General features: G+C 46.7%; 16 protein-coding genes and 3 tRNA genes. 2 read left to right on the forward strand and 17 right to left on the reverse strand.

The genetic code is table 11. The annotated features are described in order from the left end of the window. Positions 1–210 precede the first annotated feature (210 nt). The 8 genes from DFP97_RS19710 to DFP97_RS19745 all read right to left on the reverse strand — a co-directional run bounded on the left by DFP97_RS19710 (position 211) and on the right by DFP97_RS19745 (position 8422). On the reverse strand, positions 211–681 hold the full coding sequence (locus tag DFP97_RS19710; RefSeq protein ID WP_114381898.1) for a YdeI/OmpD-associated family protein: 471 nt from the start codon (positions 679–681) through the stop codon (positions 211–213). Further along, a complete protein-coding gene (locus DFP97_RS19715; RefSeq protein ID WP_114381899.1) occupies positions 681–1280 on the reverse strand; it encodes a response regulator transcription factor in 600 nt (199 codons plus the stop codon). The genes DFP97_RS19710 and DFP97_RS19715 overlap by 1 nt, the downstream gene beginning before the upstream one ends. 28 nt (positions 1281–1308) lie before the next feature. Continuing rightward, positions 1309–2427, reverse strand: a complete 1119-nt coding sequence (locus DFP97_RS19720) for a sensor histidine kinase (RefSeq protein ID WP_114381900.1) — start codon at positions 2425–2427, stop codon at positions 1309–1311. 88 nt (positions 2428–2515) lie between these two features. After that, the gene (gene desA, locus DFP97_RS19725) at positions 2516–3571 is read right to left on the reverse strand and encodes a Delta(5) desaturase DesA (RefSeq protein WP_114381901.1); all 1056 of its coding nucleotides are present in this window, start codon (positions 3569–3571) and stop codon (positions 2516–2518) included. A 248-nt stretch (positions 3572–3819) separates the two neighbouring features. After that, positions 3820–5049: an aminopeptidase gene (locus DFP97_RS19730; RefSeq protein WP_114381902.1), complete on the reverse strand. Its 1230-nt coding sequence runs from the start codon at positions 5047–5049 to the stop codon at positions 3820–3822. Between the two features lie 147 nt (positions 5050–5196). Next, the gene (locus DFP97_RS19735; protein WP_245976452.1) at positions 5197–6420 is read right to left on the reverse strand and encodes an NCS2 family permease; all 1224 of its coding nucleotides are present in this window, start codon (positions 6418–6420) and stop codon (positions 5197–5199) included. 219 nt (positions 6421–6639) lie between these two features. Next, on the reverse strand, positions 6640–7377 hold the full coding sequence (locus tag DFP97_RS19740; protein WP_114381903.1) for a YceI family protein: 738 nt from the start codon (positions 7375–7377) through the stop codon (positions 6640–6642). An 88-nt stretch (positions 7378–7465) separates the two neighbouring features. Further along, the gene (locus tag DFP97_RS19745) at positions 7466–8422 is read right to left on the reverse strand and encodes a helix-turn-helix transcriptional regulator (RefSeq protein WP_114381904.1); all 957 of its coding nucleotides are present in this window, start codon (positions 8420–8422) and stop codon (positions 7466–7468) included. A gap of 132 nt (positions 8423–8554) precedes the next feature. Here DFP97_RS19745 and DFP97_RS19750 point away from each other — a divergent pair, with 132 nt between their 5' ends. After that, complete coding sequence (locus DFP97_RS19750) at positions 8555–9439, forward strand: SDR family oxidoreductase (RefSeq protein WP_114381905.1); 885 nt, start codon at positions 8555–8557, stop codon at positions 9437–9439. 52 nt (positions 9440–9491) lie between these two features. Here the strand turns inward: DFP97_RS19750 and DFP97_RS19755 are convergent, their stop codons facing one another. The 5 genes from DFP97_RS19755 to DFP97_RS19775 form a co-directional block, all read right to left on the reverse strand. Then, entirely contained in the window at positions 9492–10361 is an 870-nt protein-coding gene (locus tag DFP97_RS19755; RefSeq protein WP_114381906.1) for an SDR family oxidoreductase, read from the reverse strand. Between the two features lie 7 nt (positions 10362–10368). Then, a complete protein-coding gene (gene speD, locus DFP97_RS19760; protein WP_114381907.1) occupies positions 10369–11178 on the reverse strand; it encodes an adenosylmethionine decarboxylase in 810 nt (269 codons plus the stop codon). A gap of 133 nt (positions 11179–11311) precedes the next feature. Next, the gene (locus DFP97_RS19765; protein WP_114381908.1) at positions 11312–11584 is read right to left on the reverse strand and encodes a hypothetical protein; all 273 of its coding nucleotides are present in this window, start codon (positions 11582–11584) and stop codon (positions 11312–11314) included. A gap of 64 nt (positions 11585–11648) precedes the next feature. Then, positions 11649–12431 carry a nucleotidyltransferase domain-containing protein gene (locus DFP97_RS19770; protein ID WP_114381909.1) on the reverse strand — a complete coding sequence of 261 codons (783 nt, stop codon included), beginning with the start codon at positions 12429–12431 and terminating at the stop codon, positions 11649–11651. 153 nt (positions 12432–12584) lie between these two features. Further along, positions 12585–13580: a Gfo/Idh/MocA family protein gene (locus DFP97_RS19775; RefSeq protein WP_114381910.1), complete on the reverse strand. Its 996-nt coding sequence runs from the start codon at positions 13578–13580 to the stop codon at positions 12585–12587. A gap of 198 nt (positions 13581–13778) precedes the next feature. On the opposite strand from DFP97_RS19775, the gene DFP97_RS19780 reads away from it, so the two are divergent. Continuing rightward, entirely contained in the window at positions 13779–15164 is a 1386-nt protein-coding gene (locus tag DFP97_RS19780) for a DUF5808 domain-containing protein (RefSeq protein WP_114381911.1), read from the forward strand. A 30-nt stretch (positions 15165–15194) separates the two neighbouring features. Here DFP97_RS19780 and DFP97_RS19785 read toward each other — a convergent pair whose 3' ends face one another. The 4 genes from DFP97_RS19785 to DFP97_RS19800 form a co-directional block, all read right to left on the reverse strand. Continuing rightward, complete coding sequence (locus tag DFP97_RS19785; protein ID WP_114381912.1) at positions 15195–15788, reverse strand: P-loop nucleotide/nucleoside kinase family protein; 594 nt, start codon at positions 15786–15788, stop codon at positions 15195–15197. Between the two features lie 70 nt (positions 15789–15858). Then, positions 15859–15933 (reverse strand) — tRNA-Gly (locus DFP97_RS19790). Between the two features lie 9 nt (positions 15934–15942). After that, positions 15943–16017: transfer RNA gene (locus DFP97_RS19795), tRNA-Gln, on the reverse strand. 31 nt (positions 16018–16048) lie between these two features. Then, positions 16049–16125: transfer RNA gene (locus tag DFP97_RS19800), tRNA-Asp, on the reverse strand. Between the last annotated feature and the right edge of the window lie 173 nt (positions 16126–16298).

Consider the following 16298-nt stretch of genomic DNA (forward strand, 5'->3'; position numbering starts at 1 on the left):
CTATGATTAGACAATGCGCTTCCCGCTCTGGTTCCATTTTTCGAAAAAAAATGCGGTAGGGAATATACATACCTGAACATGATACGTCTGATTACAAACTAACCTACCCCGACGGAAAATTGCAAAAGAGGGTTCACGGATTGTTGCAGCCCCTGACTCCAAAACACAAAAATACGCTGTCGAGAGCAAAATGCACGTCTCGCCAGCGTATTAGGATTTTAGCTTCTGTCCTGCTGTTATTTTCTCGATTGATTTTTGAATGCGACTTTGTCTGGTTTCCGCTTTCTTGGCAGTGTCGATCCAGTCCACGTATTCCTTCTGACAGGAATAAGAAAATTGGTTGAAAATAGCTTCGGCTTCCGGGTTAGCCGTTAACTCCTGGACCAAATCTTCCGGGACCAGCACTGTGCGAGCCTCCGCATCCCGTTCCATCGTAACGCTAGCCATACTTCCCGCCGTAACCTGCGCCGCTTCGCGCAGCGACTTATTTACAACCATATAATGCTCGCCATTACCATGCGGCATTAGCGTGCCTTTGTAGGCGATCCCGTTGAATGTTCCCTTAACCATGACGCGGGACTTGCTTCCAAAATGCTGCTCCACATCGAAGGGTACCGTAATATACGTCCAGGCTCCAACGGCATCCGGTTTTATTAGCAATGCTTCAAATTCATGCACCATTATTTAAACCAGCCCTTCTCCTTAAACCGGGTAATCGCTTCAATCCTGTTGCTCACGTCAAGCTTATCGAGAATGACGGAAATATAATTCCGGACTGTGCCTGTCGTAATGAACAGCTCATTTGCGATTTCTTTCGTATTTTTGCCGTCGGCAACAAGATTCAATACTTCCTTCTCCCGCTCGGTTAACGGATTTTCTTGGCCGTACGCCTCATCGACAAGCTCTGATGCAAAGATGCGCCGACCCGCCATGACGCTGCGAATCGAATTTGCCAGCTCCTCGCTTGGGCTATCCTTCAGTAAATAGCCGCTTACGCCTGCCTTAAGCGCACGTTCAAAGTAACCGGAACGGGCAAACGTCGTTAAAATCATCACCTTACAGCCATGTCCCTTAAGCTCCTCAGCGGCATCAAGACCTGTCTTTGCCGGCATCTCTATATCCATAATACAAATATCAGGATTATGCTGATGAACGAGCTTTATCGCGTCTTCGCCATTGCTTGCTCTTCCGACGACCTTCATGTCCTCTTCCAAGTCAAGCAGGGAAGCGAGGGCGCCCAGCAGCATGCGCTGATCCTCGGCAATGACAATTCGAATCATACCCCTCACTCCCTTCGTAAACTTCACGTTAGACCTGCCTTAACACATTCGGTACTCTGATGATGAGCATGGCTCCTTCATCCGATACAATTTCGAGGCTCCCGTTCACGAATTCGAGCCGCTCCCTCATACCTTGCAGACCATGTCCTCTGTAGCGGCTTGCCTGCTCTGCAATTCCGACGCCATTGTCCTTCACTCTGAGCACGAGCTCGGTTCGGGAGGGCTCGATAACAACGGAGCATGCAGTTGCTCCGCTATGCTTAACGACGTTCGTCACCGCTTCCTTGAGGCACATGCTGAGCACATTTTCAGTTAACAGGTTCGTGTTTTCCAGCTTTAAATCGCCATCGAACTCGAATTCAATTTGAGCCGCTTTTAAAATCTGCTTTACGCGGAACAGTTCATCCTCGAGTCTCGTACCGCGCATCTGCGTAACCATTTCCCGTACTTCCTTTAGCGCCGTTCTTGCCGTTTGACGGACGTCGTTCATTTCGGCTTGCGCCTGCGCAGGGTTATTAATCATTAATTTTCCCGCCAAATCACTCTTTAAACCTATTAGTGAAAGCTTCTGTCCCAGCGTATCATGCAGGTCACGCGCAATGCGCTGCCGCTCTTCCAGCTTCACTAGCTCGGATATCCGCTTGTTCGCATGCTCAAGCTGCCCTTCCAATTGACCCTGCTTATTTCGAATATACGTATTGAAAGGAAGAAGAATAACAACGATCAGACTAATAAGAATGAACGGGAACTGCGTGAAAAACAATGTGTTTCGCGTTGCAAAGCCATAATTGACGGTGACGAATGTGCTTGTAAGGTGAATCGCGTACAGCGTGAAAAAACCGGCGCGATTTTGAATATTTCCGATAAAAAAAGCCAGAAAAATCGAGAAATAGACGTAGCTGAACAGCAAGGTCATCGCGATTGATATGGCAATTTGCACACTTGTCCAGAAGTATACGAGCCAGCCTTTGGAAACAAAGGAAAGCCGGTAACAAATGAAGAAGAGGATAATCATGATGAATCCGGACACCACCTGGTACGGCGAGGAGGACCGGAAGATGAAATAAAAAGGGAGGATACAAAAGACGACCCAAACGTAAGGGCTTAGACCTGTGTTTTTATGAAAAATCTGATACCACTTATTCATGGTCGTCCACCCTTTTTCCCGTTAGCTCGATTGAATCTTAATGAAGTTTATATTTTATTTTAGCATAGACCGAAGGTGAAACTTCTATTTACTTAAATTTTAAACTGGGACGGGTTGTCTTCAGCTGTTCTGCGGCTGTCTCTACCTTGCGAAGCCTGTGCTTGATGCCTTTGAAGCTGACAAACTTTTTGTCTGTCTCGTCCCATAGGCGAAATTGCAAAGACTCCAGGCTTTCCTTAATCGTGATGGTCGTCGCTTTATGAAGCGGCGGATTTGCATTATGCGCTTGCTCCAAGTAGTAATTAGGTACTTTAGGGCTCAAATGATGCACGTGATGGAATCCGATGTTGCCCGTAATCCATTGCAAAACTTTAGGCAATTTATAGTATGAGCTTCCATCCACGGCAGCTTTCACGTAGCTCCACTCATCTTCATTTTCAAAGTAAGAATCCTCGAATTGGTGCTGTACATAGAACAGCCAAATGCCGAGCAGACCCGAGATGAAGAATACAGGTCCTTGAACCAAAAGGAAGGCTTGCCAACCAATGGCCCACACGAGTAATGCATACAAGCCTACAATCAATGCATTCGTCAAATACGTATTCATCCGTTCCTTGCGTTTAGCGCCTTTAACATTAAAGCGGTATTGAATTAGGAAAACGCCAACCGGACCTAGTCCGAACATAACGAGCGGATGACGGTACATACGGTATGCAATACGGCGCAACATAGGCGATGCAGCATATTCTTCTACTGTAAGAATCCACAAATCGCCAACGCCGCGCTTATCAAGGTTACTGCTCGTCGCATGATGAATAGAATGCGAATTTTTCCACTGTCTATAAGGAACAAGCGTAAGAACGCCTGTAATGGTTCCTATGATGTCATTTGCTTTTTTACTCTTGAAGAACGATCCATGACAGCAGTCATGAAATATAATGAACGTCCGAATGACGAACCCCGAAGTAAGCAGCGCCAGAGGAATTGTAAGCCAATACGATATCGAAAGACTAAAGTATGCGGCATACCAGAGCAAAACGAGTGGCACTAAGGTGTTTATAAGCTGTCTGATACTCGATTTCAAATCTGTTTTCTCGAATGGGGCAACCGTTTTTTTCAAGTGAGCTTGTTTCGGCTCTGTCATTGCATTGTTCCTCCTCAAAATGACGCTTAGAGTGTAATCTAGACGTCTACCTCAGTATTCTAATGTTATTGTAAAGAAAAGCGTCAGGTCATAGTAGTCATAAACGTCAATACGGGAGTATGACAAATGTCATATGGCGTTCTGGAAAGTGTCCTTGAATATGTAATGTTTCCCAAAAAACAACAAAAAGAGCTGTCTAAAAGAAGCATGTGCCTCTTTAAGATAGCCCTTCTTCCAAGTTTCCTATATTATATAGCCCAGTTGCCTTTGCGGAATACCGGCACGACCGTACCGTCGCTAAGTATACCGTCTATATCCATCTCAGCGGATCCGATCATAAAATCGTTATGCGTGATGCTCGCGTTAACGCCGCTCGCTTCAAGCTCTTCCGGCGACATGTTCTTACCGCCCTCAATGTTGAACGCATAGCCGCTGCCGATCGCAAGGTGATTTGAGGCATTTTCATCAAACAACGTGTTGTAGAACAAAATATTGGACTGGGAAATCGGAGACTCGTGCGGCACGAGGGCGACCTCTCCTAAATAATGCGAGCCTTCATCGATATCTACCAGCTGCTGAAGAATTTCTTGCCCTTCCTCTGCCTCTACCTTGACGATACGCCCATTCTCGAACGTAAGCTTGAAGCGGTCAATAATATTGCCGCCATAGCTAAGCGGCTTCGTGCTCGATACATAACCGTTCACGCCGGTCTTCAGCGGTACCGTAAATACTTCCTCCGTAGGCATATTAGCCATGAACGGTACATTGCTAACGTTCGTGCTGCCAGCGGCGACCCAAATATGATTCTCCGGCAATTCGATCGTCAGATCGGTACCTGGAGCGGTATAATGCAATTTTTTAAAACGGTTCTTATTCAGTATCTCGCCTTTGGTATGTAAAGTTGCGTTATGCTCTTCCCAGGCCTTTACCGGATCCTCCGCATGCAATCTTACGGAGTCGAAAATCGCTTTCCACAGCAGCTCTACTGCTTCTTCTCCGGCTTCAGGGAACACTTTAGCCGCCCACTGCTTGCTGGCTGCCGCTACGACCGTCCAGCTTACTTTATCGGCTTGAATCGCTCTGCGGAATTCCTTCAGGCCTTGCCCGGATGCTTTTTGGAAGTTTGAAATCCGTCCCGAATCAATCCCTTTCAGCAAATCAGGGCTGGATGAAACGATCGATATAAACGCCGCGCCGCGCTCAACGAAGGAATTGCGCTTCGCCGTCTCCCATTCCGGGTAACGAGTAAAGATGTCATCCGCCGCCTTCTCATATTTCAGCCTGGACAACGAGTCATCCGTCCAATCGACGTGAACGTTGCTGGCTCCGGCTGCATAAGCGTTGCTGGCTACGAGCCTGACTAGCGTTGCATTATCGACTGCGCCCGTAATGAATACCTCTTGCCCCTGCTGTACGTTAACGCCAACTTTTACGATTAGTTCTGCATACTTATCCAAATGATGTTCAAATTCACTCATTAATCGTCCTCTCCCTTCTAAATAAACGTCCTGTAAGTCCTTGCTGTTGTTTGCATTGTATCGAATTAACAAGCCGATAGTCAAATGGCTGCATCGTAACAAAAGAATCGCCATCAACGCCAAAATGGTGAGCGATCCTTCTTATTTTTATAGCGAGCCTAATAAAAAATAAAGCAGGAAACACGCGGCAATGACATACATGGCAGCTGAAACCTCTTTGCGCCTGCCTGTGGCCAGCTTTAGAATCGGAAACGCGATAAATCCAAACGCCATTCCATCCGCCACACTGAAGGACAGCGGCATAATTGCCATCATCAAGTAGGCGGGGAACGCTTCGGTAAAATCTTGAAGCGGAATCTCCTTTATGCTTTGAATCATCAAGCATCCGACAATAATCAGTACGGCCGCAATCGCGCTGTTTGGAATCATCTTCAGCATAGGAATGAGGAAAATGGCTGGAATAAACAGAAAGCCTGTCGTCAACGAGGTGAGTCCGGTACGGCCGCCCGCCGCGATTCCTGTCGCGGTCTCTGCCGCCGTTGTCATCGGACTGCATCCGAATAGGCCCGCAGCAATGACGGAAAAGGAATTCGCCTGAAACGATTTTCTAAACTTCGATTTATCGGGAAGCAGACCAAGCTGTGCTCCCATATTTTGAAAAATGATAACGATCGATAAGGAGAACACGGCTATCCAATACTGAAGGGTCCCTATCCCGCTAAAGTCAAAGGCTAGAAACACTTCGCCGAATCCGCCGAATGAGAAGCTGTAATCGCGTAAGCCGGAAAAATTGACGATGCCTAATAACGCTCCAATGCAGGTGCCTCCAATGATTCCGATCAAGAAATTACCCTTGACGTTACGCAGGAATAACGGCACCATAATCAACAGCGTACATAAAGTCGTTAATGCGGCAGGATCCTTTAAGTTCGCCAATTGGACGAAGGTCGACTCGCTGGCTGTGATTAGCCCCCCGTTTTTCAATCCGAGAAATGCGATAAAAAAACCGATTCCCGCTGTCATCGAATGAATAATGGACTTTGGGATTGACTGCGATAAATATGCCGCTCCTTTCGTAACCGCCGTTAGCGTGAATACAATGCCTGCGGCAAGGACGGCGGCAAGCGCCTGCTGCCACGTCAATCCGAGCGATAGGACGAGGGTATAGACGAAAAACGCGTTATCCCCCATTCCCGGCACGATAATGATTGGAGAGTTCGCCCAGAAGGCCATCAGCATGCAGCCGATAAAGGAACAGATGACCGTGGCTATGGTTACCGCCTCATACGGCATTCCCACCGTGCTTAATATCGCGCCATTCACTGCAATAATATAAGCAACCGTAATGAAGGAAGTCAGTCCTGCCAGCATTTCGGTACGAATCGTTTCCGCTTGGCCGCCCAAAGCGAAAATATGTTGCAAACGAGTAAGCAATACCAGCACCTCATTACTTTCTAATCTCCCGTTAAGAAGATTAGCAAACATGTCCATCTTTATACCTCCTTCTTTGTTTTGCTGCGAAATAAACTAAAAAAGCACCTCCATCCGTGGTTAAACGAATGTGAGATGCTTTGTGCTTCATCAGCTATTTTATTTATTTAATACTAAGCGCAATGTAACGTTAAGGTTATTTTCAGAATCCATTACAATGTTGTGCGGGCTCTTCATGCCGAAATCGGCAAACGTAACTACCGTACTTGCTTCAAGCATTAGCAAGCCCCCGTCATAGGTCGTTTGACCGGTGAATGCAACCTCTTTCGTCACACCCTTGACCGTCAAGTCTCCTTTGATATTCACCGTATATATCTGTCCATCCGTCCATTCGCTTGGCAGGCCTTCAAACGATGTTGCTTTGAAGGTTGCGGTTGGGAATTGTTCGATGTCCAAATATTGAGCGCCTGAAATATGGCCGTCCCTTTGGGAGTTTCCTGAATCCATGCTCGCCATTTGGACGACCCCCTCAGCCTGGTTCTGCGCCGGATCGGCCCCGTTCACGGTCCATGAGCCGGTTACCTGACTCACTTCATAATTGACTGTCTCCTTCGAGGTCGTCACCGAGAAATAAACTTTTGAATCCGAAGAAATGTTCCATAATCCATCGATCGAAGCAGCTTCTCCCGCATTGCCAGCATCAGCGTCTGCTTCTTCTGAAGCGTCAGCGCTTACTTCTTCCGCAACCTCGGCGCTTGTCTCTTCTGCAGGCGACTGGTTAATTACGCTTTCGATTTCCACATGATTCCCGGTCATTTCCTCGTACATCCAATAAGCTCCAAAACCTAATACAATAACAGCCGCGGCAATCATTGCTTTTACTTTTCCGATTTTCATAATCCAACCTCCTCTATTAACTATTTGCAGTTTATAGGAGAGAAATGAGGAGTAGATTAATTCTAGCTGAATGTTTGCTGAAAATTAATTATAAGGGAGCGTATAGCATGCTCATTGCCTTTACTTCAGCCATGACTCTCGTTCTGAGTTCCGCTGGCGCGAGCACCTCGATGCGCGGCCCGAAGCTCAACACCAATTCGCAAGCCGATTCCAAAGTTTCGAATTCGATTTCCACCTCTATCCATCCGTTTTTGGCTGGTTCTTCGCGATGACCGATTTTAATGTAGCGCTCTTTAGATAATCTCGAAATCAACGATTCAAGCACCTTTACTTTGGCCGGGTATCGAGGCAGCCTTTGCTTAAATTCCTCGGTTGACTGCTCCCAATAGCTGGCCAGATCAAAACCGGGCGGACGTACGAACGAATCCTCCAATTGCTCCGCTTCTAATAAACGCGAAATGCGGTAAGTACGGAGCTCACCTTCAACCTCTGCGACGAAGTACCAGACATTCCGCTTGGCTACAAGACCGAGCGGATGAACTATTCGATCCAAAACGCCATTGTCACGCTGGTAGCTTATCCGCAATATTCGCTCCTCCCATACGGCTTCTTGAACAATCGACAAGCAGGGTACGGATTCATTCGTTGCATGCCAGCCTGCTCCGTCGATATGAATTTTTTGCCTTGCCGCAGCAGCACTTAAACGGACTTCCGCAGGTGAAGCTGCCAGCAGCTTCTGGAACGCAGCATCGAAATGCTTTTGGATGCCCAAATCACCAAGCAAATCGGGATGATTGGACATCAGCAAGGATGCCAGCTCCTCGGCATGTATGCCCGTTAAGTTCGTCCGGTACCCTTCTGACAGCTTCCAGCCCCCGTGCAGCCCTCTCTCCGCATACACCGGAACGCCGGCTTCGCTTAACGACTCCATGTCACGGATAATCGTCCGTTCGGACACCTCCAGCTTCTCCGCAAGCGCCTTCGAGGTCATCTTTCCGTTGTTTTGCATCAATAACACAATGGCTATTAATCGTCCTGCTCTCAATCTCCTCACCGCCTTAACCGGTCTAATCTGCTCCATTTTTTTTCATTGTAACATGAATATATGTCAATAGATGTCGTATATCGTTTGCTAAACTTACAAGAGTAAACCCACAAATCGAAATGGAGTGATCAGATGAAGCCATTACAAGGAAAAATAGCTGTAGTAGCAGGCTCAACACGCGGTGCAGGCAGAGGAATTGCAGCAAGCTTAGGAGAGGCAGGGGCGACGGTCTATTGTACGGGAAGAAGCGTTCGCGGTAATCCGTCCGATTTGAACCGGACAGAGACGATTGAGGAAACGGCGGAGCTTGTTACCTCGCTTGGCGGCGTGGGCATTCCGGTACGGGTAGACCATACAGTAGAGGAAGACGTAAAATCGTTATTCAAGCGGGTAAACCGGGAACAAAATGGGCGTCTCGATGTGTTGGTCAACAATATCTGGGGTGGAGAAAAGCTGACGGAATGGGATACTCCGTTCTGGGAGCATTCCTTGCGTAACGGACTGATCATACAGGAGCGTGCCGTAAAGGCACATCTGATAACGAGTTATTTCGGGGCGCCGATGATGGTGAAGAGGAAAGAAGGCTTAATTATTGAAGTGACAGATGGCATCGATTATCGTTATCGCGGCAATTTATTTTACAGTCTGGCGAAAATTTCACCTATTCATCTGGCCTCTGCTATGGCTGAAGAATTACGTCCCCACAGTGTCATGGCGCTCGCGGTAACGCCGGGCTTCCTCCGTTCGGAAGAGATGCTCGAGCATTTCGGAGTAACGGAGGCCAATTGGCAGGATGCGGTTCATAGCGGCAAGCCGCATGCCGAGCATTTCGGACAATCGGAAACGCCGTATTTTCTCGGGCGCGGTATCGCCGCATTAGCTGCGAGCACAAGCTTGCCGGAGAAAACCGGCCGGGTACTGCCTAGCTGGCAGCTCTCCGATGAATTCGGCTTCTCCGACATCGACGGCAGACGTCCCCATTGGGGAAATTACGCCAAGCAGCACGGCTTTCTGTAAGACTTCCACAGCAACCCCCGCCGCCCCGGGATACGACGAGCATCGTACGCCTCTACCCGTTGACGATTTCCCCGCCATTGATATGCAGCATTTGCCCTGTCATGTAGCTTGAGTCGTCGCAGGCCAAATAGACGTATGCGGCCGCCAGCTCATAAGGCTGGCCGGCCCGCTGCATCGGGGTATCGGAGCCGAACGTCGATACAGACTGCGCATCGAATGAAGCAGGAATGAGCGGTGTCCATATTGGGCCGGGCGCTACGCCGTTCACCCGGATGCCTTGTCCGGCCAAATTCGCGGCGAGCGCGCGCGTGAATGAAACGATCGCTCCCTTCGTCGACGAGTAATCAATCAAGGTTGGATTGCCTTTATAAGCGGTAATGGATGCCGTATTAATAATCGTACTGGATACCTTTAAATGAGGCATCGCGGCAATCGTTAAATAAAACATGCCGAACACGTTTGTCCGGAACGTGGCTGTCAATTGCTCAGCTGTAATATCCTCCAATTTCTTGCGGACATGCTGCTCAGCCGCGTTGTTGACGACGATGTCCAGCTTTCCAAACGTCTCAATGGTTTGCTTCACAATATTTTTGCAAAACGCCTCATCTCCAATATCACCTGAGAGCAGCAGGCATTTCACACCCGCCTTCTCTACGGCCGATTGTGTCGCTTTGGCATCCTCATGCTCATTCAAATAAACGATGCAAAGGTCACAGCCTTCCTTCGCGTAGGCGACCGCAACGGCACGGCCAATGCCGCTGTCTCCCCCGGTTATAATCGCAACTTTCCCCTTCAGCTTGCCGGCCGCTTTGTACGATCCCGATTCGAATACCGGCAAAGGGTTCATCTCCGCTTCAATTCCTGGCTGCCGGTTTTGATTCTGGGGCGGAAATACCGGTTTCTTCTGGGATGAATTAGACATACATCAATCAGCTCCTTATGTTTTTTCCATAAAAAATCTCATCCATCTCTGTCTTCAAGCTGCGCGTTATTTCCTCTTGTTCCCTTGCAGTCAGTGCATCCTTCGTGTAGCCGAACAAATAATTGTTCAAATCAAATTGCTTCAGTTTGCATTTTGTGTGAAATATATTCTCTTGATAAATATTGACATCAATCATGTCATACAAAAGGCTCTCTTCCTTCGGTATGTAATTTTGAATCGAATTGATATCGTGATCAATAAACAGCTTGTGGCCGACAATATCGCGAGTGAACCCTCTCACCCGGTAATCGATCGTCATAATGTCCGTATCAAACGAATGAATTAAATAGTTGAGCGCTTTAAGCGGCGAAATTTCACCGCACGTGGACACGTCTATGTCAGCACGAAAGGTGCTGATCCCTTCATTCGGGTGATATTCCGGATACGTGTGCACGGTTATATGGCTCTTATCCAAATGCATGACAACAGCTTCGGGCAAAGGACCCGGGGACTCCTCGAACGACTCCGTTGGGTTCTCGACAACCGGCCCTTCTGACACAAGCAAAGTAACGCTCGCGCCTTGAGGAACGTAATCTTGTTTCGCAATATTCAGAACGTGCGCCCCGATAATATCCGACACGTGATTTAAAATTTTCGTCAGCCTGTCCGAATTATACTGCTCATCGATATAGGCGATATAGGCTTCGCGCTCTTCCCTCGTTCTCGTATAGCAAATGTCATACATATTAAAGCTTAGCGACTTCGTTAGGTTGTTGAAGCCATGTAGTTGGATTCGCTGTTCTGGCGTTAACTTCAACGCGCATCACCCCTTTCAATTACTACTATTTCCTAATACCCGCCGACCGATGCGACTAAACCTTTTTCTACAAAAAACAAGCATTTCGGACTCGGCGACTGCCGAATGCGAAATGCTTTGTTCGTAAGAAATATTAAGTTAAGCGCTCCGTTCCTTTGATTTCCAAACCGAAAGCAAGCGCCCGCTTGAGTGAATCCTCGGTAAATTTCGATTTCGGGTATTTCTTCTCCACTTCCTCTTTCGTAAGCGGAATCCATTTAAAATCTTTGTTTTGATATACCCATGTTTTCATGCCCCAGTCGACATGAATCGTTCTGCTGGCAACCTTCGTCACTTTGCCGATCTCCGTCACCAAGTTGCTCGAACCAAAGGTTTTTACACAAAAGTTATTAACGATATCCTTCATATTAGCCACTCCCCTGCTTTAATTTTGCATATACGAAACATTATTAAAATAGCGTCGTTAACCGTTAACCCCACACCTCTTTTAACGCCTTCCGAAACAGCTCGTCGAGCTGCTTATCCTGCCCGCCATCAGCTTGCTTAAGCGCTGTTGCAGTCTGCTCAAAGTGGGCTATTCGCTCCTCTAAATATTCATTAATGGTGTGGAGCTTTGGCTCATAATCCAGTTCTTCGCCTGCTTTCTTGCGAATCAGCAGCTGCTCGATCATGGCGTGCAGCTCGCCAACCTTTGGAACGAGTGCTTCAACCAAAAGGTCAAACTCGATCGGCGGCATTGTATTGAACTTCTCAATCCAGCCGCATGCCAGAATAGGTCTTAACACATAGAAGTATTTCTTAATTTTCACCTGCTCCCCATGCAGATAATCTCTATAGTTACCCTTCGCCATATTGAGATAGTGGTACATACAAGATTTCGGTGAGAACGTTAATGGAGATATACTTCGGATTTGCTCCGCCACTGTATACTTCGTGTAATAAGGAATCGGCGATTGCAGCCATTCAAGCAGCGGCGGGTTCGACTTACGGAACAGTTGAAGTGCTTTCCTCAGATCCCAGCCGTTAATGTCTAACAGATTGCTAATTGGCCGCTCGATAACGTCTCGTTTATCAAAGATCGATACATACCATTCCACCGGACGAACGTACAAGAAGCGGACGTCATAATCACTGTCCTTGGACGGGAATCCCCACGCCCGGCTTCCGGACTCGCATGCATAAAGGATACGAACCTGCTCCTCCTGTTCGATGTTATGCAGCTCTTTCACTATTTCATCTTGTAATTCAAACACGGCTTTCACTCCTCCCGAGTTAGCACAGCCTGGGCAGTAATGCTTTCAAATTTATTTTGTTTCAAAAAAAGTAAAAAAGTCGATCATTTGATCAACTTTTTATCAAACAATATGGTGGTGGCTAGTAGTAATTTTGGCTGGATGATCCCTACTTTAATTATTCCCAGCAGTATCCGCCGGATAAACAAGGCCGATCTGCTTTCTCGCTTCGTCCATGATCTCCATGGTCGTCAACGAATTCTCAAAGGAATTAACGGCTGACTCAGTCCGTCCCGCCTGTAAAAGTTCAATAAACTCCTTGGCCTCGTAATACATCAAATTGCTTCCCGTAGGCTGCGATATATCTTCTACCGTTCCGTTGCGATACTGTATTTCCACTTTCCCAGAATCGTTGATCTTATCGATCACGATACTTCCGTTTTCCCCCTGGATTTCGGACGGGAGAGACGAATGAGTTATTTTTGAATACATGATAACCGCATCCATATTCGCGTATTGCAGTACGATACTGCCCTCGCCATCAACGCCCGATTCAAGCATAACGCCGGTTGCTTTAACGACATCAGGCTTTCCGAATAGCACCACCAACGGATATATGCAGTAAATTCCAAGATCCATAAGCGCTCCATTAGAGAATATCGGATTAAATGCGTTTAACACGGTACCTGCTTTGTAAGCATCATATCTGGAGGAATATTGGCAATAGTTTGCAAAATAACGACGGCTCGTACCTAAACGATGTACATTCTCTTGAATTGCCTTAAAGTTCGGAAGCAGCGTTGACTTGAGAGCCTCCATCAGTAGTACGCCATTCTCCTTCGCCGCCGCGATCATTTGACTTAATTCTTTCGCATTCGAAGCAATTGGCTTCTCGCACAGCACATGAATACCTTTATTCATACAAGTAATGGCATGAGCCGCATGGAAGGAGTTAGGGCTCGCGATATACACGGCATCGATCTCACCGCTTGCAGCCATCTCTTCTATATTGGTAAAAATATGATTGATACCGTGCTTCGCCGCAAATGCACTTGCGGTATCTGCCGTACGCGAGTAGACAGAAGTTAAGGTGAAGCCTTCAACCTCGCGCGCCGCATCGATAAATTGCTCCGTAATCCAGTTCGTTCCGATGATGCCAAATCGTATCATAAGTAGTTGCTCCTTGAAGTTATTTATTTGGTATTTATTATGATCAAATGAATGACGTACTTCCCTTATTATAGCCTTCCAGGGGATACCTTGTCCAAAACTGCCAGCATTTTCTTTGACAATCCCATGCATGTGTATTACTATCTGTGATACAAATGCAGCTTTCGATTTATCCCTTAACTGAATAGGAGGCATTTCATGAACACACTTTTTTTGATCGTACCAGCGCTATTAGCTTACACGTTTGTTCTTGTTATGTTTTTGAAACAAGCGAAGGCGGGCAATAATATCTTGTTTGGAGTAACGCTTCCTGCGCAAGCCTTTAATGATTCAGCAATTAAGCAACTTCAAATCAATTACAAAAAATCATACACGATATTCGGCATTATTTCGTTATTTTCACTAACACCGCTCTTCTTTTTATCTGACTACTTCTCGATGGCTCTCATTTATTTGTTTATTTGGTTCACAGCATTCATTTATACATCAAAGCTTCCATTCAAAAGATTTCATCATCAAACAGCCGTGCTCAAAAGAGAAAAGGATTGGTTTGTCGGACAAAAACGAATCATTCGCATCGATACCAAGGTAAATATTTTAAAAAATAAGATGGTTCTTTCTCCTTACTGGTTTTTGATTCCCGCCCTTATATCCGTCAGCCTAATTATTGCTTCCATACAGGATGAAAACATACTGTTAAAAATGACAGGAATCGCTTCGCTTATCATGACCGTCGTTTTATTCGTCTTTTATTACGCCTTCCGTAAAATGAAACCGAAAGTATATAGCGAACATAACGATATCAATGCAGCTATCAACCAGGCTGGCAGACGTTACTGGTCTATCCTATGGTTAAGCATGGCTATTTTCGAAAGCTTCAACGCCATCGTTGCTTATACGATTTTGACAGGAGGCAGCTCGTCCGACTTTACCTTATGGATAATCGGTATTGTGATGGTTTCGCTAGTACCGCTCGGTGCCATCTTTTTCGTACATAACAAGGTGCGTTCACTCGAGGAAAGCCTTGCAATATCCAATGGCCTGGGTATCATTACGGATGATGATGAGTACTGGATCAATGGCTCGACCTACTATAATCCGAATGATCAATCAGTCATGGTACCGAACCGCATTGGAATAGGAACAACCGTGAATATGGCAACCCGGGCGGGAAAATGGATTAAATACGGCGGTATCGTTCTTGCTATTGCTATCATATTGCCGCTTACCGCATTTGCGGTGCAGTCCGATAACACATCGCCCTACTTGTATGTCGAAGAAAATAGCGTAGTCAAGATTGACTATCCTATGTATGATTTCAGCTTTCCAATCAGCGATGTACAGGAAATAACGTTAGAGGAATCCCTGCCGACAGGCTTTAGAACGAACGGCACGGCGACGGCCGAATATGCCCGAGGCCATTTCTCACTTGAAAATCTGGGAGACGCCAAGCTCTATATTTTTAAAAACTCGCCGCCGTACATTTTTATTAAGCTAGATGGCTTGTATGTTATTTTTAATGACCAAGATCCGGCCTCGACGAAAGCTATCTATGATGAGCTGAATGCATTGAAAACAAAATAACCGGAAAATAATAAACGGAAAATAATAACGTTATTCAATTTTTCCGTAAATAAACTTCTCAAGTACTTCTAGTGCTTCATCATCTAATGCTTTGGAATTGTCATAATAAAGCACGGAAGACGCTGGAATGTTCCATTTCAGCTCTCTCTTCGTAAGTGAACTGCTGAAATCAGTCCAATTATCCAACTTCCACTGGTCGAGCTCTGACCCTCTGTGCACTATTCGGTTATAGTAATGCTGCTCGTCTTGTAATGAAACGAATATGACCTTAACCTCTACGTCTCGTAATGAGGCCCCGATTGCCAGGAGCTCCTGCTCGATCCAATCCGGGGTCTCTGTTTCTTTCGTAAAAGGACCTACTACGAGCACATCGGTTCCGATAGCGACATTTTCAAGCGCCGCATCCATCGTAATGCGATAACCCAAATCACGACAAAGCGATTTGTAAACGGCAGAATCACGATCATTGGGATCATGTCCCGCCTGCATCATTAACGCGACTGCAGCCGGACGGAGCAGCGTATCCATATCCAGCAAAGCCGCACCCCGCCTTCCCGCCAAAGCCTTCGCCAGCGTCGTCTTACCCGCACCGGCTCCACCTACAACAAACACTAATTTTCTCATACGCTAATCCCTCCGTATTAATATATACAAAAAAGCACCTTGCTTCGCAAGATGCTTGAATTTGAAATGATGGAGCGGAAGACGGGAATCGAACCCGCGACCCTCGCCTTGGCAAGGCGATGCTCTACCGCTGAGCCACTTCCGCATATATAAATGGCTGGGGATTCAGGGATCGAACCTGAGAATGACGGAGTCAAAGTCCGTTGCCTTACCGCTTGGCTAATCCCCAACATACTTTATTAGCCATACCGTTAGATAAATGGCGGAGCTGACGGGATTCGAACCCGCGGTCTCCTGCGTGACAGGCAGGCATGTTAGGCCTCTACACCACAGCTCCGTGTTTTAAAGCCCAACTGTCAACGTATGTATATCAAAACGGAATGTTTTGCACGTTGAAAACCGGATACGAAAGAAATTGCTGCTGAACTTTAGCTGTTTGTCTGCCGGATGTATGGGTCCAGGCAAACGGTTTTAGGATAAGCCCTCGACCGATTAGTATTCGTCAGCTGC

It is taken from the genome of Paenibacillus prosopidis (assembly GCF_003337375.1).
Classification (GTDB): domain Bacteria; phylum Bacillota; class Bacilli; order Paenibacillales; family Paenibacillaceae; genus Pristimantibacillus; species Pristimantibacillus prosopidis.

Bases quoted from the DNA above. Each gene is read 5' to 3' on its own strand.
- DFP97_RS19755 (WP_114381906.1), bottom strand. From the start codon at position 10,361: ATGTCTAATTCATCCCAGAAGAAACCGGTATTTCCGCCCCAGAATCAA.
- DFP97_RS19730 (WP_114381902.1), bottom strand. From the start codon at position 5,049: ATGAGTGAATTTGAACATCATTTGGATAAGTATGCAGAACTAATCGTA.
- DFP97_RS19720 (WP_114381900.1), bottom strand. From the start codon at position 2,427: ATGAATAAGTGGTATCAGATTTTTCATAAAAACACAGGTCTAAGCCCT.
- DFP97_RS19775 (WP_114381910.1), bottom strand. From the start codon at position 13,580: ATGATACGATTTGGCATCATCGGAACGAACTGGATTACGGAGCAATTT.
- DFP97_RS19715 (WP_114381899.1), bottom strand. From the start codon at position 1,280: ATGATTCGAATTGTCATTGCCGAGGATCAGCGCATGCTGCTGGGCGCC.
- DFP97_RS19785 (WP_114381912.1), bottom strand. From the start codon at position 15,788: ATGAGAAAATTAGTGTTTGTTGTAGGTGGAGCCGGTGCGGGTAAGACG.
- DFP97_RS19740 (WP_114381903.1), bottom strand. From the start codon at position 7,377: ATGAAAATCGGAAAAGTAAAAGCAATGATTGCCGCGGCTGTTATTGTA.
- DFP97_RS19710 (WP_114381898.1), bottom strand. From the start codon at position 681: ATGGTGCATGAATTTGAAGCATTGCTAATAAAACCGGATGCCGTTGGA.
- DFP97_RS19780 (WP_114381911.1), top strand. From the start codon at position 13,779: ATGAACACACTTTTTTTGATCGTACCAGCGCTATTAGCTTACACGTTT.
- DFP97_RS19765 (WP_114381908.1), bottom strand. From the start codon at position 11,584: ATGAAGGATATCGTTAATAACTTTTGTGTAAAAACCTTTGGTTCGAGC.
- DFP97_RS19735 (WP_245976452.1), bottom strand. From the start codon at position 6,420: ATGCTGGCAGGACTGACTTCCTTCATTACGGTTGCTTATATTATTGCA.
- DFP97_RS19750 (WP_114381905.1), top strand. From the start codon at position 8,555: ATGAAGCCATTACAAGGAAAAATAGCTGTAGTAGCAGGCTCAACACGC.
- desA (WP_114381901.1), bottom strand. From the start codon at position 3,571: ATGACAGAGCCGAAACAAGCTCACTTGAAAAAAACGGTTGCCCCATTC.